At 69.6% G+C, this 18,266-nt stretch carries 19 protein-coding genes; 8 read left to right on the forward strand and 11 right to left on the reverse strand.

Annotation, left to right across the window (positions count from 1 at the left end; translation table 11 throughout):
- Positions 1-23: 23 nt before the first annotated feature.
- From OG504_RS04385 to OG504_RS04405, 5 genes are read right to left on the reverse strand one after another with little or no spacing between them, the layout of a single operon-like run.
- Entirely contained in the window at positions 24-1,037 is a 1,014-nt protein-coding gene (locus OG504_RS04385) for a VOC family protein (protein ID WP_405996250.1), read from the reverse strand.
- Positions 1,034-1,909: an alpha/beta fold hydrolase gene (locus OG504_RS04390; RefSeq protein WP_405988481.1), complete on the reverse strand. Its 876-nt coding sequence runs from the start codon at positions 1,907-1,909 to the stop codon at positions 1,034-1,036. The genes OG504_RS04385 and OG504_RS04390 overlap by 4 nt, the downstream gene beginning before the upstream one ends.
- Positions 1,910-1,919: 10 nt before the next feature.
- A complete protein-coding gene (locus tag OG504_RS04395) occupies positions 1,920-3,515 on the reverse strand; it encodes a bifunctional 3-(3-hydroxy-phenyl)propionate/3-hydroxycinnamic acid hydroxylase (protein ID WP_405988482.1) in 1,596 nt (531 codons plus the stop codon).
- Entirely contained in the window at positions 3,512-4,474 is a 963-nt protein-coding gene (locus tag OG504_RS04400; RefSeq protein WP_405988483.1) for an amidohydrolase family protein, read from the reverse strand. The genes OG504_RS04395 and OG504_RS04400 overlap by 4 nt, the downstream gene beginning before the upstream one ends.
- Before the next feature lie 59 nt (positions 4,475-4,533).
- On the reverse strand, positions 4,534-6,150 hold the full coding sequence (locus tag OG504_RS04405; protein WP_405988484.1) for an MFS transporter: 1,617 nt from the start codon (positions 6,148-6,150) through the stop codon (positions 4,534-4,536).
- Positions 6,151-6,257: 107 nt separating this feature from the next.
- Here OG504_RS04405 and OG504_RS04410 point away from each other — a divergent pair, with 107 nt between their 5' ends.
- Positions 6,258-6,866, forward strand: coding sequence for a TetR/AcrR family transcriptional regulator (locus OG504_RS04410; RefSeq protein WP_405988485.1), 609 nt, complete (start codon positions 6,258-6,260; stop codon positions 6,864-6,866).
- 19 nt (positions 6,867-6,885) lie between these two features.
- Positions 6,886-7,695 (forward strand): DUF2993 domain-containing protein, encoded by an 810-nt coding sequence (locus OG504_RS04415; protein ID WP_405988486.1) that lies wholly within the window; start codon positions 6,886-6,888, stop codon positions 7,693-7,695.
- A gap of 3 nt (positions 7,696-7,698) precedes the next feature.
- Here OG504_RS04415 and OG504_RS04420 read toward each other — a convergent pair whose 3' ends face one another.
- The 4 genes from OG504_RS04420 to OG504_RS04435 form a co-directional block, all read right to left on the reverse strand.
- On the reverse strand, positions 7,699-8,352 hold the full coding sequence (locus OG504_RS04420; protein ID WP_405988487.1) for a TetR family transcriptional regulator: 654 nt from the start codon (positions 8,350-8,352) through the stop codon (positions 7,699-7,701).
- A gap of 155 nt (positions 8,353-8,507) precedes the next feature.
- Positions 8,508-9,086: a hypothetical protein gene (locus OG504_RS04425; RefSeq protein WP_405988488.1), complete on the reverse strand. Its 579-nt coding sequence runs from the start codon at positions 9,084-9,086 to the stop codon at positions 8,508-8,510.
- 141 nt (positions 9,087-9,227) lie between these two features.
- Positions 9,228-10,058 carry a SigB/SigF/SigG family RNA polymerase sigma factor gene (locus OG504_RS04430; RefSeq protein ID WP_405996251.1) on the reverse strand — a complete coding sequence of 277 codons (831 nt, stop codon included), beginning with the start codon at positions 10,056-10,058 and terminating at the stop codon, positions 9,228-9,230.
- A 178-nt stretch (positions 10,059-10,236) separates the two neighbouring features.
- The gene (locus OG504_RS04435; RefSeq protein ID WP_405988489.1) at positions 10,237-11,049 is read right to left on the reverse strand and encodes an SAM-dependent methyltransferase; all 813 of its coding nucleotides are present in this window, start codon (positions 11,047-11,049) and stop codon (positions 10,237-10,239) included.
- A gap of 204 nt (positions 11,050-11,253) precedes the next feature.
- Between OG504_RS04435 and OG504_RS04440 the strand changes: the two genes are divergently transcribed.
- The gene (locus tag OG504_RS04440; protein WP_405988490.1) at positions 11,254-12,540 is read left to right on the forward strand and encodes a PP2C family protein-serine/threonine phosphatase; all 1,287 of its coding nucleotides are present in this window, start codon (positions 11,254-11,256) and stop codon (positions 12,538-12,540) included.
- 40 nt (positions 12,541-12,580) lie between these two features.
- Here OG504_RS04440 and OG504_RS04445 read toward each other — a convergent pair whose 3' ends face one another.
- The gene (locus OG504_RS04445; protein WP_405988491.1) at positions 12,581-13,027 is read right to left on the reverse strand and encodes an ATP-binding protein; all 447 of its coding nucleotides are present in this window, start codon (positions 13,025-13,027) and stop codon (positions 12,581-12,583) included.
- Between the two features lie 240 nt (positions 13,028-13,267).
- Between OG504_RS04445 and OG504_RS04450 the strand changes: the two genes are divergently transcribed.
- The 4 genes from OG504_RS04450 to OG504_RS04465 all read left to right on the forward strand — a co-directional run bounded on the left by OG504_RS04450 (position 13,268) and on the right by OG504_RS04465 (position 16,712).
- Complete coding sequence (locus OG504_RS04450; RefSeq protein ID WP_405988492.1) at positions 13,268-14,140, forward strand: helix-turn-helix domain-containing protein; 873 nt, start codon at positions 13,268-13,270, stop codon at positions 14,138-14,140.
- Positions 14,137-14,388, forward strand: coding sequence for a DUF397 domain-containing protein (locus OG504_RS04455; RefSeq protein ID WP_033279707.1), 252 nt, complete (start codon positions 14,137-14,139; stop codon positions 14,386-14,388). The genes OG504_RS04450 and OG504_RS04455 overlap by 4 nt, the downstream gene beginning before the upstream one ends.
- 84 nt (positions 14,389-14,472) lie before the next feature.
- Complete coding sequence (locus OG504_RS04460; protein ID WP_405988493.1) at positions 14,473-15,300, forward strand: SAM-dependent methyltransferase; 828 nt, start codon at positions 14,473-14,475, stop codon at positions 15,298-15,300.
- Between the two features lie 368 nt (positions 15,301-15,668).
- On the forward strand, positions 15,669-16,712 hold the full coding sequence (locus OG504_RS04465) for a glycoside hydrolase family 5 protein (protein WP_405988494.1): 1,044 nt from the start codon (positions 15,669-15,671) through the stop codon (positions 16,710-16,712).
- 89 nt (positions 16,713-16,801) lie between these two features.
- Here OG504_RS04465 and OG504_RS04470 read toward each other — a convergent pair whose 3' ends face one another.
- Entirely contained in the window at positions 16,802-17,227 is a 426-nt protein-coding gene (locus tag OG504_RS04470) for a nuclear transport factor 2 family protein (RefSeq protein WP_405988495.1), read from the reverse strand.
- Between the two features lie 172 nt (positions 17,228-17,399).
- Here OG504_RS04470 and OG504_RS04475 point away from each other — a divergent pair, with 172 nt between their 5' ends.
- Complete coding sequence (locus OG504_RS04475; RefSeq protein ID WP_405988496.1) at positions 17,400-18,206, forward strand: SDR family NAD(P)-dependent oxidoreductase; 807 nt, start codon at positions 17,400-17,402, stop codon at positions 18,204-18,206.
- Positions 18,207-18,266 lie beyond the last annotated feature (60 nt).

An 18,266-nucleotide genomic window follows, 5' to 3' on the forward strand; every position in this document is an offset into this window, starting at 1 on the left:
CCGTCGATTTCGTGAAGTGAGCTTCAGCCGTCGGCGATGCCGGCACCGCTCAATGCGGGGACGGCGCTCTCCGAACGGACGAGGGAGCGGGCGCCGAGGCGGAACTGTGCCAGTTTATCCACGATGGTCCGACCGACCGGCGTGTGCCCCCAGATGCTGATGCCCTGATGGGTGCCGGGCTCCCACGTCGCCTCGTCCACGACGACGGGATTCCAGCCGACCTCCCACTCGAAACCCGAGGGGGTACGGGCGTAGTACGACAGCTCCCTGTCGTTGGTGTGCTGCCCGACGGACAACGCCATCTCGAAGCCGAGTTCGCACACGCGCTGATAGCTCCGCGCGAGGTCGTCGAGTCCGGCCGCCTGGATGTTGAGGTGCTGGACGCGGGTGCGGACGGGGTCGATGGGCAGCCCGCGCACGGCGGCGATCGCGACGGAGTGGTGCCGCTCGTTGACCCGCAGGAAGCGGATCTTGAGCTTGACGCCGCTGATGGTCTCGTCGATGTAGTCCGTCAGCCGGGCGTCGAAGACCGTGTTGAAGTACCCCCGCACCTGGGTGGGCTTGGTGGACGTGATCGCGACATGGCCCATCCCTGAGTCTCCGGTCACGAACCCGGAGGCCAGCATGCGCAACGGCTCGGCGGACCGCACCGGAGTGGTGTAGATCTCCTGCACGATGCCCTTGGGCCCGGGAAAACGCACGAGCCGCTCGACTCCGCGCACCGCCGCCTCCTCGGCGCTACCCGCGACGACCGGGACGCCGTGGGCCCGCACCCGGGCCTCGATCCGCTCGAAGGCGCCATGGTCGTCGACATGCCACCCGGTCGCTACGACGTCCTCGGCCGGCCCGCGCCGCACCAGGAACCGGCACTCCTGCTCGTCCAGACGGAACCGCATCAGCCCGGTGTCGAGGGCGTCATGGTGCATCCCGATCGCGTCGGTGCCGAAGCGGCGCCAGTCGGCGAGGCGCTGGGTCTCGATGACGATGTAGCCGAGGTGGACCGAGCCGAAGACGGAGGCGGTGCCGGGCCCGTTCATCGCCGCCCGGCCAGGAAGTCGGCGCACACCCGGTTGAACAGCTCGGCACGCTCCCACTGCACCCAGTGCCCGGTGTTGGCCACCTGATAGAGGTCGCAGTTGGGCATCCTGTCGGCCAACAGGGCGCCCCCGGAAGGCCTGTTGACCTTGTCCGCCGCACCCCACAGCACCAGCGTCGGCACCGGCAGCCGCGACAGCCGCCGATCCCGAGTGAAGTCCATCTTCCACAGCGTGCGCAGGGCGTCCCGCCCGGACGGCCGCCGCAACGGCGGGGCGGCGACCACCTCGGGATCGATGCTGGCCGCGTAGCGCGCGTCGATGACGGAGTCCGGCACCTCGGCCGCGTTGAAGACGAGGTAGGTGCGGATGAAGTTCTCCAGCTTCAGCCGCGAAGGCCCGTCCCCGGAGTAGTAGTTGAGCAGGCTGTTGAGCCCGGGGGTGGGCAGGGCACGGGTGGTGCCGACACCGCCGGGCCCCATCAGGACCATGCGGTCGACCCGCTCCGGGGTGTCCAGGGCCAGCCGGAGCGCACAGGCACCGCCGTAGGAGTTGCCGACCAAGTGGGCCTTGTCCAGACCGAGTTGGTCGATCAGCCCACGGATGCCGTCGGCCAGGCACCCGAAGGGGTCGGCGCCGTCGATGCCCTTGGTGCTGCGACCGTAGCCGGGCAGGTCGGGCACGATGACCCGGTACTCCTTGGCCAACTCCTCGATGTTGCGGGAGTAGTTGGAGACACCAGAGGCGCCGGGTCCGCCACCGTGGAGCAGCAGTACAGACGGCCCCTCCCCCAGCTCCGCAACGAAGATCTTCTTGCCGGCGATGTCGAGCAGCGACTCCTGCATCGAGGGAGGCGGTGCGATGCGCTTGGTCATGCTGGATTCCTCACTGCGCGGTCGAGGCGGTCGTACACCGCGCCGGGGTGAATCCGGCCGGGGGCGGCGGGAGTTGGGCCCCGGAGCGTGCGGCGGCGTAGACGTACGCGTCCGGGCGCAGGGCGAGCGTGGCCGCCCGGTGTTCGGTCAGCCAGGGCAGCAGCACGCCGTCGCTGTCGACGAGGGTGCCCTCGGCCGGACGGGATCCGGCGGGCGTGACGGTCAACGAGGGAACGTCCAGGCGAACCCAGGCGGGTTGAGGCGCGGGCGGTCCGGCGTGCAGGAGCAGCCAGCGGCCGCCGAGCACGTCGTCCAGGCGTACGCGCTCCCCGTCCGGTCCGGTCACCCAGGGCTGCGGGAGCTGATGCCCCGAGGCCTTGGTGCGCGGGTGGGCCTGGAGGCCGTCGGCGTAGTGGGCGACGGGTATCCAGTTGGAGTCCTGCAGCCACTTGCCGAAGCCTCGTATCCGGTTGAGCGGGCGCAGTACCGCGTCGCGCAACCGGGCTGCCGCGGGCCGCCGTTCGGTGATGATCCGGCCGACGAACACCGCCCGCCGGGTCACCTCCTTGACGTGCGGCTTGCGTTCGGCCTCGTAGGAGTCGAGGGCTGTGTCGGGCAGTTCGCCGCGCAGTACGGCGGCCAGTTTCCAGCACAGGTTGGCCGCGTCGCGTACGCCTGCGGCCATGCCCTGGCCGATCCAGGGCGGCATCGCGTGGGCCGCGTCACCGGCGAGGAAGACGCGGCCCACGCGGAAGCGGGCGGCGAAGCGCACATGGTGGCTGTAGACGGTGGCGCGCAGGACCTTGACGTTGTCCCGGCCGATCCCGTAGCGGGACACCAGGTCGTACACCGCGTCGTCGGTGGTCAGCCTGCGTTCGTCGTCACCCGGGAGGATCGGGAACTCCCAGCGGTGATGGCCCAGCGGTGTCGGGCAGTCGACGGCGGGCCGCGCCGGGTCGCAGCGGAAGCGCAGCCGGTCGTGGTCCGGCCACGGCTTGAGCATCTCGGTGTCGATGACGACCCACCGGTCCTCGTACGTCTGTCCCTCGTAGCCCACGTTGAGCTGCGCGCGGGTGACACTGGAACCGCCGTCGGCGGCGATGACGTAGGAGGCGCGCAGGCGTCGTACGGAGTCGTCGGCGGTGGCGAGTACCGTCAACTCGACGCTGTCCGGCCCCTGTTGGACCCGCAGGCATTCGTGGCGGAGCAGGATGTCCACGTTCGGGTAGCGGTCGACGCCGTCGCGCAGGACGCGTTCCAGGACTGGCTGGTAGATGAACATCTGTGGTGGGTGGCCGTGGCCGCGCGGGGTCGGGTGGGCGGTGAGGAAGGCGCGGCCGCGGGCGTCGACGAAGTCGACGGGGCGTTCGGGGAGCATGTCGAGCTTGAGCCGTTCCGCCAGGCCGACGCGCTGCCAGACGCGGACGACCTCCTCGTCGGTGGAGATGGCCCGGGCCCGGGTGAAGATCTCGGCGTCGCGCTCCAGCACGACGACCCGCAGGCCCAGCTCGCCCAGGAGGTTCGCGGCGGTGACTCCCGTGGGCCCGTAGCCGATCACCGCCACGTCATAGACGCCGTCCTCGGCTCGGGCTCGAACTCCGCTCACCGGGCGGCCACTTCGTCGCCCCTGCCGTACCGGTTCTTGAAGAGTTCCCTCGCGCTCCCGGAGTTGATCGCGTCGAGCTGGCCGGGCTCGAAGCCGTCGTAGCCGTCGAGGAGGGAGTCGAGGAGACCGCCGCTCTCCTCGGGGGCGAAGGGGAAGTCGCTGCCGTAGAGGATGTGTCCGGGTGCGGCGAAGGCCAACAGGGAGGGGAGGGCGGCCGGGGTGGAGGACAGCGCGGTGTCGAAGTGGAAGCGCTGGAGGTCGGTGAGGATGCCGAGGGGTGTGGTGCCGGGGTTGAACTGGGCGCCGGCGGTGAACCGCCAGGCGGCGTACGGCAGGAAGCCGCCAGCGTGGGAGAGGATCACCTTCATCCGGGCGTGCCTGCTCATCACGCCGTTGAGCGTCATGTGCACCGCGATGCGGGTGGTGTCGAAGGGGAAGTCCAGCAGGGGGCTGGGCATGCCTTCGAGCATGGGTATCGGCGGTGCGGTGGGGTGGACGAAGACCACGGCGGCGCGGGCGTCCAACTCGGCCCAGAGCGGCTCGAATTCCTTGTCGCCGAGGTAGCGGCCGTGGACGTTGGACATCAACACCACGCCGTCCGCGTGCAGTTCGTCCAGTGCGTATGCCGTCTCGGCGAGCGCGCCGTCCACGTCGGGCAGGGGCAGGCCGGCGAAGAAACCGAAGCGGTCGGGGTGGTCCTTGGCCAGTTCCGCGCTGTATTCGTTGACGGTTCGGGTGATCGCGCGGGACTCCGTGTCGTCGCCGAAGTAGGTGCCCGGTGAGCTGATCGAGAGGATGCCGGTGGCTATGGACCGGCGGTCCATCATCGCGAGCGCGCTCTCCGCGTCCCAGGCCGGCGTGGGCCAGCCGCCGGCCGTCATCTCGTGACGGTCCATCAACTTCCGGTAGGCGGGCGGGAGGAGGTGCTGGTGGACGTCGATGCGGTACGGGGTGGACATGTTCTCTCGCTTCCTCGTCTTCGGGCGGGCCTGCCAACGGGCGGTGAGCGTCGAGGCGTTCAGACGGAGTCGGCGTGCTCCTGCTCGCGGCTGGTCTCCGTCGCCGTCTCCTCCGACTCGGGCGCGTTGGTGGCTCGGCGGCCCGGCAGGACCGCGAGGACGATCAGCGTGCCGGCGGCCATGATGATCCCGCCGACCAGGCTGGTCCGGGCGACACCGTGGGCGAAGGCCTCGTGCACGGCGTCGACCAGGGCCTGTGCCTGCTGCGGTCCGGCGGAGGGCGTCTTCGCGATCTGCTGGGCGACCGCCAGGCCGCCGCCGACCGAGTCCTTGGCGGTGTCCAGCGCGGCGGCGGGAAGGTGGCCGCCGACCAGGTCGGTCAGCTTGTCCTTGTAGGTGGTGCCCAGCAGCGAGCCGAGGATGGCGATACCGAGGGAGCCGCCCAGTTCCAGCGCGGTGTCGTTGGCGCCGCCGCCGACGCCGAGCTCGTTCTCCGGGAACGAGCCCATGATCGTGTCCGTGGCCGGGGAGACGCTCAGCCCGATCGCGAAGCCCAGCAGCATCATCGTGGGCAGGAAGTCGCCGTAGGTGGAGGCCTTGTCGACCTGGGTGAGCAGGAGGACACCGACGGTGCCGAGCACCATGCCGGTCACGACCATCGGCTTCATGCCCAGCTTGGGAGTCAGCCGCCCGGTGACCACAGCGCCGAGGAACACGGCACCGGCCAGCGGCAGCAGTCGTACGCCCGTCTCCAACGCGTCGTAGCCGAGGACGAATTGGAGGAACTGCGTGGCGTAGTAGATCGCGCCGAACGTGCCGAAGAAGAAGAACAGCACCGCCGTCATCGAGCCGCTGAAGGACCGCTGTGCGAACTTCCGGACGTCGAGCATGGGGTGCGGGTGGCGCAACTCCCAGGCCACGAAGGCGGGTAGACCGATCGCGGCGACGACGGCCGCGGTGACCGGACCCGCGCCCCAGCCGAAGTGCGGGCCCTCGATGATCGCGTAGACCAGGCTGCCGACCGAGACGATCGAGAGCAGCCCGCCCACGTAGTCGATGCGGCCCATCGCGCCCGCCTTGGACGGCGGTACGAGGACGAGTGCGCCGACGACCGCGACAAGCGCGATGGGCACGTTGATCAGGAACGTGGAGCCCCAGGCGTGGTCCTCCAGCAGCCAACCGGCGACCAGCGGACCGACGGCGATGGCCAGGCCCGAGGTCGCGGTCCAGGCCGTGATGGCCCGCGCCCGCTCACGCTTCGGGAAGATCGCGACCAGCAGGGACAGCGTGGCCGGCATGACCACCGCGGCGCCCACACCCATGACCGCGCGGGCCGCGATGACCAGTCCGGTCTCGTGCACCAGGCTGCCCATCACCGATCCGGCGGCGAAGATCACCAGGCCGGTGAGGAGCGCGCCGCGACGGCTGTACTTGTCGCCGATCGAGCCCAGCACGAGCATCAGCGCGGCGTACGGGACGGTGTAGCCGTCGATGACCCACTGCAGATCACTGCTGCTCAGGCCCAGGTCCGTGGTCATGTCGGGGGCGGCCACGATCAGCGAGGTGTTCGCCATGACCACGATCAGCAGGCTCAGACAGAGCACGATCAGGGCGGACCAGCGCCGTGCGTACGGCCCGGTCATCTTGTCGACGGGCGTGGTGGCGAAGAGCGTCATCGGAGTCTCCTGGACGGCATTAATTGCTCACTGATGTGCAGGCTATTTTATTGCTCACCGATGTGCAACTATGCCGAGACGAACCAGCCCCGCCAGGAGGTGCCCACGTGACCGGCCGCAGCACCGCCAAGGCGCGCGCCACCCGCGCCCGCATCCTGGAAGCGGCCCGGCGCGAACTGGGCCGCGACCCCGACAGCAGCCTCGGGGACATCGCGGAGGCGGCCGACGTCGCCCGGCGCACCATCTACGAGCACTTCGCCGGTCGGGCCGCGCTCGTCGAAGGCCTCGCGGCGGACATCGGGGAGGCGGTACGGCGCGCGAGTGCCGTCGCCCGGGCGCCGACGCCGGACGCCGTGACCGCACTGGCCCACTTCGTCCTCACGCTCTGGCCGGTCGGCGACCGCTACCGCACGCTCATCGCCCTCGCCCACCGCGACCTCGGCCCCGACCGGGTCGGCGCGCTGCTCGGCCCGGCCCGTGACGCGGCCACCGGCATCCTCGCCCACGGTCAGCGGCAGGGCGTCTTCCACACCGTTGTCCCGCCGGGCCCGCTCAGCAAAGCCCTGGAGGCGCATGTGCTGGCGCTGCTGGACAGCGTCAACTCCGGCCTCTGGACCGACGACGGCACAGCCGCCGCCGCCTCGGCCCTGATCGCCATGGGCGTCGGACCCGACCTCGCGGCCACCACGGTTCACCGCCTGCGACCGTCCCGTTGAATCCCATTGAAGGAGACCCATGCACCCCTACGACTACGCCGACCCCACGTTCCCCGCGTACGAGCCCGGTGCCGCACGCCCGCCCCGGAGGAACCGCCGACCGCTCGTCATGGCCCTCGGCGCGCTGTTCGCGCTGATCCTCGTGCCCGTCGCCGGTGACCGCTTCGCGACGGACCGGGTGGAGGCCCGTACGGCCGAGGCGTTCCAGGAGGGCATGCACACGCCCTCGGCGCCGGAGGTCCATGTGCGGGGATTCCCCGTGCTGACGCAGCTGGCCTCCGGCACCCTGCGGCACGTGGACATCACCGCGCACGACATACCGGCGAGCGACAACGCCGGCCCACTACCGGTGAGTGAACTCTCCCTCCAGCTAACGGAGTTGAGAAAGTCCGACGACGACACGGAGGCACTGGCCCGCTCTGCGGAGGCGACCGCCCTGCTGTCCTACGCGGACGTGTCCGATGCCCTGGGGCTGGAGATCTCGCGGGGCACCCGTGCCGACCAGGTTCGCGCGAGCGTCCTCCTGCCCACCGGCGCCGACATCACCGTGGCGACGACCGTCTCGGTGCTGTCCGGCAACCGCATCGCCTTCAAGGACTTCCAGGTCACGGGCGGTCTCCTCCCCGAGGTGGGGCGACTCGCGCTCGGCAAGGTCTTCGAGCGGCCGATCCAGCTCCGCAACATCCCTCAGGGCCTGCACCTGCGGTCCGTCACCACGAAGGAGAGCGGGCTGACCGCCCGCTTGTCGGGCGAGTCGGTCACCTTCCGGTCCGACGACGGCTCGCGGCGCGATTCGGTGGTGGGCGACTCGTCGTACGGGAACGCCTGAGACTCAGTCGTCCGCGACGGCCTCGTCCGCCGATGCGACCTCGTCCACCACGACCCGCGCCTGCTTCTCCGGCACACCGGCCGCGATGAGCGAGGCCACCGCCGCATGGGTCCCGTCGTCCTCCAGCTCCCCGGAGTTGACCTCTTCGAGCAGGGCGATCGCCATGGCCTCGAGTCCGGCGCTCAGCACGACGGCCGGAAGCTGGGTGTGGAAGACGCCGTCGCGCTGGCCGCGATCCAGGATGGCGGTGGCCGCGCCGCGGGCCGGTGACAGGATCTCGGTGACACGCTCCACGCCCAGGTCGCGCCGGGCCAGCGCCAGGAGGAGCCGGTAACGGTCTCCCACGGTCCACATCGACAGCACGAAGCGCGCGTACGACCGCTCGGCCGACTCCGCCCCCGCACCGGACGGCGCCGGTTCGACGGGCAGCGCCGCCCGCAGGGCCTCCGACGCCTCCTCGGCCAGCGCCTCCAGCAGTGCCTCCCGGCCGGGGAAGTGCCCGAACAGCGTGCGCCGTACGACGCCGGAGGCGCGGGCGAGTTCCTCCAGGGTGATGTCGGGGTTCCGGCCGAGTTCCCGGCGGGCCGTGGCCAGGATGCGTTCCCGGTTGGAGCGCGCGTTGCTTCGCTGGGGGACACGGGCCGGGGGCTTGGTCACGGACAACCTCGGTGAAGTACGGGGGCTACGGAGCGGGGGCGAGCGGTACGTCCAGTCTGGCACGCACACCCGGCCCCGTGGCGGCGCGGCACCCCAGGCGGCAACCGGTCTCCGGTGCTGTCCCGGGCCGAGGACATGGTCCCCGCACCCGCCCGTCAGTAGTAGGCGCGGAGGTAGCGGTCGAGCCGGGACCGGGCGTTGTCCACGCTCAGTCCGAGCGCCTTCCCGAGTGCCTCGACCGGCACATCGTCGGCCTGCGCTCCGTACGCCGCCTCCTTACCGACCCTGGCGGCCAGGCGCTCCAGGATGGCCACCGCCTTCAGCGCGGCGACCGGTGCCGCGTCCGAGAGCGCGTCGAGGCGTTCCTCCAACTGCTCGATCAGCTCGGAGAGTTCCTCCGGCAACGGGACCGTCCGGCGTTCGACCGCGTGGATGTGTTCCCACCACTCGTCGTACGCGCCGGAGGTGTCCAGGTCGTCGAGGTCGTGGTCCTCGACCTGGTCCCAGTCGATGGGGTGACCGTCCCCACGCCAGCCGCACGCGCAGGAGGCCCGCCAGCCGGCTGCCTTGGGCCGGCCCATCGAGCCGTTGTAGGCCCACCACTCACGTGTCTCGAACATGGAACTGCCGCTGCCCACATCCAGATACACGGACTTCGGCTCACTGCCGTCGGCGAGGACCGCCCCCACGATGCCCTCGTGGGACTCCCCGAACTCCTCACTCCGCCACGCCACAACTCCCCCTTCCGGCAACCCCGCGACGGCCGGGCGGGCACCTGAGGTGCCCGCCCGGCCACAGTACGAGAGTGCCGCAGAACGGACATCCGGGGAGGGCGAAATCACCCAACAGCCCGGGTTGTTGGGCCGGATCGCCCGTCAGGCGACCGCGGGGTCGAGCAGCCCCGCGCGGAGGCGGCGGAGCATCCGGCTGATGAGCCGGGAGACGTGCATCTGGGAGATGCCGAGTTCCTCGCCGATCTCGGCCTGGGTGCGCTCCTCGACGTAGCGCATGTGGATGATCTTCCGCTCGCGCTCGTCGAGTTGGGCGATGAGGGGGGCCAAGGAGCTGAGGTCGTCGACCAGTTCGAGCCCGGGGTCGTCCTCGCCGATGACGTCGGCCAGTACGGTCTCGCCCTCGGCGCCCGCGTCGGAGCTGAGCGCGGCGTCGAGCGAGGAGGAGGTGTAGCCGTTGGACGCCTTGCGGGCCTCGATGACCTCTTCCTCGGTCAGGCACATCAGCTCGGACAGCTCACGCGTGGTCGGCGTACGGCCGAGGCGGGACCGCAGTTCCTCGGTCGCCTTGGCCAGCTCGACGCGGGCCTCCTGCAGCCGGCGCGGCACGTGGACGGCCCAACTGGTGTCGCGGAAGAAGCGCTTGATCTCGCCGACGATGTAGGGGACGGCGAACGAGGTGAACTCCACCTGGCGGGAGAGCTCGAACCGGTCGATCGCCTTGATGAGTCCGATCGTGCCGACCTGGACGATGTCCTCCATCTCGTTGTTGCTGCGGCTGCGGAAGCGCGCGGCCGCGTAGCGCACGAGGGAGAGGTTCATCTCGATCAGGGTGTTGCGCACGTACTGGTACTCGTGGGTGCCCTCCTCCAGCGAGGTCAGCCGGTCGAAGAACTGGCGCGACAGCTCACGCGCGTCCTTCGGGCTCACCTTCGACGGCTCCGCGATCAGCGGAAGAGCCTCCCCGGCCGTCATCCGCAGCCCCGCCGTGGCCGGTGCCTCCGCTGCCGTCACGGCTCCCATAACGCCCACCCCATTCGTCCGAAAGAACTGCCGACAAGAGCCCCCTGCCCCGGTTTTCGTGACTCACTCCCCCTCATCCGGCCAAATCCGGGGCGCGCACCTCGTTTTCCGCGACCGAAGTACCCGCGGTCTACGCGCTCTTGGAGCCGACGCCCGCGTACACCCAGTACTCGGAGGGGTTTTCGGGGATCTCGTCCGCCGGGTCCGGGCGCCACAGGGGGACGTAGGTCAGGCCGGGCGTGACGAGGTCGAAGCCGTCGAACAGGCCGAGGATCTCGTCGTAGGAACGGGCCGTGACGGGCGAAGTGGCCTTGGAGCTGTACAACTTGCCCACGGCCGCGGCGGTGTCCGGGCGGTCCTCGTTGGTGGCGTGGCTCATGGCCAGCCAGCTGCCGTCGGGCAGTTCGTCGCGGAAGGCGGCGACGATGCCGGCCGGGTCCTCCGTGGGCGTGACGAAGTGCAGGATCGTGATCATCAGGACGGCGACGGGCTGCTCGAAGTCGATCAACTTCCGTACCTGCGGGGAGGACAGGACGTCGGCCGGGCTGCGGATGTCGCCGTCGACGATGTCGGCGTCCGGGTTGTCGGCGAGGAGGGAGGTGCTGTGGGCGACGGCCACCGGGTCGTTGTCCACGTAGACGACGCGGGCTCCGGGGCTGGCGGCCTGGGCGACCTCGTGGACGTTGCCCTGGGTGGGGATGCCCGAGCCGAGGTCGATGAACTGCCGTACACCGGAGTCGACGAGGAAGCGCACGGCCCGGCCGAGGAAGTCGCGGTTGGCGCGGGCCAGGGTGCGCACCTGGGGGTCGATCGCTGTGAAGGCCGCCAACGCCTCGCGGTCTATGGCGAAATTGTGTTCACCGCCCAGCATCGCGTCGTACATTCGGGCGACACTCGCCTTGCGAGGATCGATCCCCTGCGGCAGACCCGTGCTGTCTGTCACCACAACTCCCTTTCGCCCCAGGTTCCTTGACGCGTCATCATATAGTTGCCGAGGAACCCACGGCAGACCGCTTGCCCCCACGCCACGCGGCCGGTCCCCACCCGGAAAGGCACGACCCTGCGGAACCAACCGCGCAGTCACCACGGTGACGCACCCCCTGCCGGGCCCCCACGCCGCAGGCAGGCCTTCGCCCCCGCCGCGGACGTGATCGGCTCGGAGCTCGACCTTCGGCTGACCGGCAGCCATGTCGTGCACGCGCTGACGCCCGGGTTCTGCGACGCGGCGTCGGTGTACCTGCTGGAGCGGTGGGTCCTGGAGGAGAACGCGTATCCCGCCGTGGATCCGCCGCAGATCGAGGCCCGTCGGCTGGCTCTGCGGGTGGGCACGGAGGCGCCCGAGAGCTGGGACGGCATGCTGCCCGTCGGCGAGGTGGTCGTCTTCCCGCGCGAGACGCCGTACGCGCGCGCCCTCGCCAGTGGTCACACGCAGTTGCTCGACGCGGTGGACAAGCACACCTCCGAGCGGCTGCTGGCCTCCGCGGGGGGCGACGCGCAGCGCATAGACGACCTGCTGGGGACGGCGTCGTTCCTCGTCGTCCCGCTCCAACTGCGGGGCGCCACCGTCGGGTTCATCGCGTGCACGCGCGGCCCGGACCGGGATCCGTTCCTGCCCGGCGAGGCCGTGGCCGTGGAGTCGCTGGCGGCCCGGGCGAGCGTCGCGCTGGACAACGCGCGCCGCTACGAACGCGAGCGCCGCACCGCGCTGGCCATCCGCAACAGCCTGCTGCCTGACCCGGCCCAGGCGTTCCACGGCTGTCGCATCGCGCACGGCTATCTCCCGGCCGGCCAGGGCAACATCATCGGCGGCGACTGGTTCGACGTGCTGCCCCGCCCCGGCGGCCGGGTCGGTCTGGTGGTCGGCGACGCGATGGGACACGGCCCCGAGTCCGCCGTGGCGATGATCCAGTTGCGTACGGCGGTGCGCACCCTGGCCCGGCTCGACATGGAACCGGCCGAACTCATGCGCAGGCTCGACGAGTTGGCCTACGACACCCCGGGCGCGTCCTTCGCGACCTGCATCTACGCCGAGTGGGACGCCCGGGCGCACTCCTGCACCCTGGTCGGCGCCGGCCACCCGCCGCCGCTGCTGCGCGGTCCGCACGGACCGGCCGTACCGGTCACGCTGGCCAGCGCGGGACTGCCGTTGGGGCTCGGCGCGGGCAACTACGAGGCCACGGTTCTGACCATCGACGAACCGGCTCTCCTGCTGTTGTACAGCGACGGGCTGGTCGAGTCGCGGCACGCCGACATAGACCAGGAGATCGCCGGTCTGGCCCGGGCCCTCGACACGGCCGCCGCCGAACCCACGCCGGACGGCGGACCGGAGACGTTCCCCTCGCTGTGCGAACGGCTGCTGCGGGCCCCGTCGGCGATACCCGGGGCGGACGACCGGACGCTGCTGCTGGCCGAGTTGACGCCCGCGACCACCTGAACAGGCCGCGGGCGTCCTCGCCCCCTCCGCGTGTCCGGCGTCAGTAGCCGGTGGACAGTGTGGCCCACACGGCTTTTCCGCCGGTGAGCGCCGACCGGTCGACCCCCCAAGTGTCCGCGATGGCCTGCACGATGAACAGTCCGCGCCCGCTCTCGTCGTCGACGCACGGCTCGCGGCGGGAGAGATCACTGCCCGTGTAGTCGTGGTCGTGGACCTCGACGCGCAGACTACGGTCGGTGACGAGACCGACACCGCACAGAAGTCTCGCGCTGGGTGTGTGGCACACACCGTTGGTGGCCAACTCGGAGATGAGCAGGACCGCGTCGTCGCGTACGCCCTCGGGAAGGTGCCACTTGGCGAGTTGCGCGCCCATGGCGTGCCGGGCGGTCCGGACGCCGGAGCGGTGCGCGGGAAGTTCCAGCCAGTGCGCCAGGTCCGGGCTGACGACGTCTAAGAGCTGCGGGGAGGGAGTCGTGTGGGGGGACACGGTGGTTCGCCTTCCATCGGGGGCGGGCGCAGGCGGGAGACGCACAGCATCAGCAACAGGCCTGTTGTGGATGGGGTGTTCCAACGAGAGGCCCTGGTCGCTCACACAAGTAACTATGCCCATAGCTCAGTTCAAGCTGCAACCGACTCCCTGATAATTTCAGAACGTCGGTTTCTGTCTGGCGGCATCAGCAAGTCGCTGTCAGACTAATGCCGGTGACAGTCCCTCAGGAGGTCGGGCGTGAGCGAAGGTCGGTCGAGCACCGGCGCGGGTGCACCCACGGTTCTGCGCATGATCCTCGGCCGGCGGCTGCAGGAGCGGCGGCAGGACGCGGGCGTATCCCTGGAGAACGCCGCCAAGGCCCTGCGGGTCACGTCCCTGACCATCCGCCGGCTGGAGAAGGCCGAGGTCGGCCTCAAACCGCTCTACGTCGAGAAGCTGTTGGAGACCTACGGCGCCGACCGCCAGGAGATCGAGGAGTTCGTCGCTCTCGCGGACCGCGCCAACGAGCCCGGCTGGTGGCACGCCTACCGTGATGTGCTGCCGGGCTGGTTCACCGCCTATGTGAGCCTGGAGACCGGCGCCAGGACCCTCCGTACCTATGAGCCGCACTACGTGACGGGACTCCTGCAGACGTACGACTACGCGCGAGGCGTGCTGAGCGGCGGCTTCCCGAACGACAACGACGAAGATCTTGAACGGCGGGTGCAGTTACGTCTGCGCCGCCAGAGTCTGCTGGAGAGGCCGGACTCGCCCACGCTGTGGGCGGTACTGGAAGAAGCCGTGCTCCACCGGGTGGTGGGCGGTCCCGCGGTCATGCGGGACCAGATAGACCGGCTCCTCGAGGTCTCGGAACTGGACCACGTCAGTGTCGACATCGTCCCGTTCTCGGCGGGTGCCCACGTCGGGGCGTGCGCACCCTTCACCTATTTCCGGTTCCAGGAACCGGAGCTGCCCGACGTCGTCTACAGCGAGATCCTCTCCGCCTCCATGTATCTGGACCAACGGTCCGATGTCGTGGCCCATTTGGAGGCGCACAACAGGATGTCGCTGCTGACCTCGTCCGCGGACAGCAAGGCGCTCTTGAACCGCATGCGCAAGGAGTACTCATGACCACCACGGACGACAAGGTCTACAACGGGATGCCCGCGTCGAACCTCGGCGAGCAGGGCTGGGAATGCCCTTGGAGCGGTCCCAACGGAGGTCAGTGCGTGGAGACCAAGCAACTGGCCGACGGGCGCGTCGCGTTGCGCCAGTCGACCGATCCCGCCGGACCCGCTCTGATCTACACGCCCCAGGAGATGGCCGCGTTCGTCGACGGCGTGAAGCGGGGCCTGGCCGACCATCTGATGGCAGGCTGAACCAGACCACGGGCGTGGGGAATTGGAGCCGGCCCGGCTGCGACCTGCCCGAGACGCCGACGTACACCACTTGAGAGGGAGAGCATGACCAACGCCCACGCCGCGCGGGAGATCGACACCAGCAGGCCGCACTCCGCCCGCATGTACGACTACTACCTGGGGGGAAAGGACCACTTCGAGGTCGACAGGCAGGCGGCCGAAGCGGTCTCGAAGATCTTCACCGGCGTCTTCGTCGCCGGCCGGGAGAACCGCGGGTTCATGCACCGGGCCACCCGCGTACTCGCCCGGGAGCACGGCATCCGCCAGTGGCTCGACATCGGCACGGGCATCCCCACCGAGCCGAACCTGCACCAGGTCGCCCAGTCCGTGGTGCCCGAGGCCCGGGTGGTCTACGCCGACAACGACCCGTTGGTCCTGAAGTACGCCGAGCGCCTGATGCGCAGCACCCAGCAGGGGCGCACCGCATACGTCCAGGCGGACGTGAACGACCCCGACACGCTCCTCAACTCGCCCGAAGTGGCCGAGATACTCGACTTCGACCAGCCGATCGCGCTGTCCCTGAACGCGCTGCTGCATTTCGTCACCGACGAGCAGGACCCGTACGGGCTCGTGGAGCGGCTGCTGTCGGTCCTGCCGTCGGGCAGCGCCCTGGCCATCAGCCACGTCACCGCGGACTTCGACCCCGAGCCCTGGGCGAAGGTCACCGCGATCTACGAGGAGGGCGGGACACCGGTGAAGGTCCGCACCCGGGACGAGGTCGCGCGTTTCTTCACCGGGCTCGACCTGCTCGACCCGGGCATCGCCGTCGGGCACCGCTGGCGCCCGGACCCCCTGACCGAGGAGTGGTCCGAGGCGGAGGCGCCCACGGACGCCAAGGTCAGCCTGTGGACCGGGGTGGGCATCAAGCCGTAGGCCCGCCGCGGGACGCCGACGACGTTACGTGCGGGAAACCTTGACGACGGCGGTGCCGGATGCCACGATTCCGGCGCCGCCATGTTTGCGTAAACATCTCAACGGACCAGCTCGGTCGATCCGGCCGGGCTTCCGATCGCAGCATGTTTACGTAAACACGGCGTCGCGGCCGGTGGAGGAAGGGGGACAGGAGGCTCCCGGCGAACAGGGCCCACCGTGCCCCGCACTCCCCCAACGCCACTGACCCCACCGGGACTTGGGACGACGAGCCGACGTCATCCGTCCCGCCCGGTGTCTGTTCCGACGGCCGCTCAGCCGCGCGCAGGCCTCGCCATGCGCGGAGTCGCCATTCCTGAAAGGGCAAGTCGATGCGCACCAACCCCGCCAGAACCCGCCTGCGGGCCACCTTCGTGGCCGTCGCGATCGCCGCGGCCATGGGCACCACGCTGGCCGGCAGCCCCGCCTCCGCCGCGCCGAGCACGAACACATCCCAGTTCAAGGGCGTCAACTGGGCCGACCCGCGCGACAATTACGCCGACGACCCGGTCGTTCTGTCCGGCCTGTCGCTCACGGACACCTACGCCCAGACGTACGCCAAGGCAACCCGGGTGATCGCGGCGTTCCGCGCCAACCTCGGCGCCAACACGGTGCGGCTGCCCATCAACCCGTACACGGTGAACGGCAGTTACTGGAAGTCGTACCGCGGGGTGATCGACGCGGCGACGGCGCAGGGGTTCAAGGTCATCGTCTCGTACTGGGAGGGGACGGGCGCCAACAAGGACGGCTTCATCGACGACCCCGCCACGTACTGGCCCATGTGGAAGACCGTGGTCAAGGCGTACCAGCACAACCAGCGGGTCTACTTCGAGCCGATGAACGAGCCGCACGGCTACACCGACGCCGAGTGGGCCGACCTCGCCGCCAAGTGGCTGGACACCTACTCCAAGGTGCCGCGCAACCGCGTCTTCGTCAGCGGCGCCGGCTACAACGACCACGTCACCACGGTCTGCGCCGACCCGCGTCTCAAGGGCACGTATCTCTCGCTGCACCACTACGGGTTCTGGAAGGACTACGCGACCTACGACCAGTGGGTGAGCGACCTCAAGGAGCGCCTCGGCGACTGCGCGAACCGCACCGTGGCCGACGAGTTCGGCGCCCCGATGACGACGGGCCTGAACTACAACGTGCCGACGCCCGCCGACAATTCGGTCAACTTCATCCAGGCCGACACCGACACGTTCCGCAAGCTCGGGATGGGCTCGGTTTACTGGCCCGGCCTGCGCACCGACGACACGTACTCGATCCAGAAGCTCATCGGCGACGCGGCCCGCCCGTGGCTCGTCACCACGAACCAGTCCGGCGCCGACCGCCTGGCGTGGGCGTGGGGCCGCGGCAAGCCCGTGAAGTCCTGAGTCACCGCTCCGAACCGATGCCCTGATCCGTGCCTCCCCCCGCAACGGGGCACGGATCAGGGCACGTTGGGCATGGTCCGCGGCGACGGTCAGGCGTCTCCCGCCCTGGCGCCGGACACCTGACGCATTTCCGAGATCCTGCCGTTGGTGATGGAGAAGATCGCGATCACACGGAATTCCTGCCGCCCGGTGTCTCCATCCTCCGCGACGCCTTCATCACGTCGCCCGCGGATCAGGACGTCGTACTCGATCACGACTTCGTCCCCCGCCTCCAGGTACGTGTAGTACGGCTCACGGATCTCCACCTCTTCGTATTGCTGCGGATAGATCCCGAAATGCTTCCGCAGCTCCTCGATACCGGCCGCCCTTACGTGACCGCCGGTGATGATGCGTGCGTCAGCCGCCCAGAATCGGTGAATGTCGTCGAGGGTGCCGGCATTCTCGGCGTCACTCAGACCGGATATCCACGTGAACACGCCGTGGAAGAAATCCCGATGGCGCACAGTCGCGTTCATTGCTCGGAATGATCCTTTCGCACCCAAAATCACCTTGGTCAACGACCAAGACCGTAGCGCATCGCTTGGTCACCACACAAGGGATCCGTTCGGAGTTGACATCTTGGTCACTGACCAAGTTCACTTGTCGTGTTGGTCACTGAACAAGAGCATGTACTCCAGGAGGAAGATCATGGCGAAGACGTGGTTCATCACCGGAGCCTCGAAGGGATTCGGCCGGGAATGGGCGGAAGCGGCGCTCGAACGGGGCGACCGGGTCGCCGCGACCAGCCGTTCCGCTGCCGCCTTCGACGACCTGGTCGAGAAGTACGGCGACGCGGTGCTGCCGCTGCGCGTCGACGTCGCCGACCGGGCAGCCGCGTTCGAGGCCGTGCAGCGGGCGATCGACACCTTCGGCGAGCTTGACGTCGTCATCAACAACGCGGGCTACGGTCTCTTCGGCATGGTCGAGGAGGTGACCGAGCAGCAGGCCCGGGACCAGATCGAGATCAACGTGTTCGGCGCACTCTGGGTCACCCAGGCGGTACTCCCCCACCTCCGCGCCCGCGGCTCCGGCCACATCATCCAGGTGTCGTCCGTCGCCGGCGTCACCTCACTGCCTGGACTCGGCCTCTACCACGCGTCCAAGTTCGCCCTGGAAGGCTTCACCGCGAGCCTCGCCGCCGAGGTGAAGGGCTTCGGCATCAAGGTCACCCTGGTCGAGCCGGCCGGCTACGCCACTGAGTGGGCGGGGCCCTCCGCGGTGCAGACCGAGCACCTTCCGGCCTACGACGATTTCCGTGCCGCCATGTCGGGGATCTCCTCCCGGCGCGGCGACCCGAGCGCGACGCGGGCGGCGATTCTCACCGTGGTGGACGCGGAACAGCCGCCCCTTCGGATCTTCTTCGGTCAAGGCCCGCTGGAGAGGATCACCAAGGAGTACGAGGCGCGGCTCGACGAGTGGCGGAACTGGGACGAGGTCTCCAAGAACGCGTTCTGATCGTGAGACACGACGGAACACCCTCGATCGGTCTCAGAGAGCAGCGAGCGCTACGGCGCC

This window comes from Streptomyces sp. NBC_00986, assembly GCF_045162565.1.
Classification (GTDB): Bacteria; Actinomycetota; Actinomycetes; order Streptomycetales; family Streptomycetaceae; genus Streptomyces.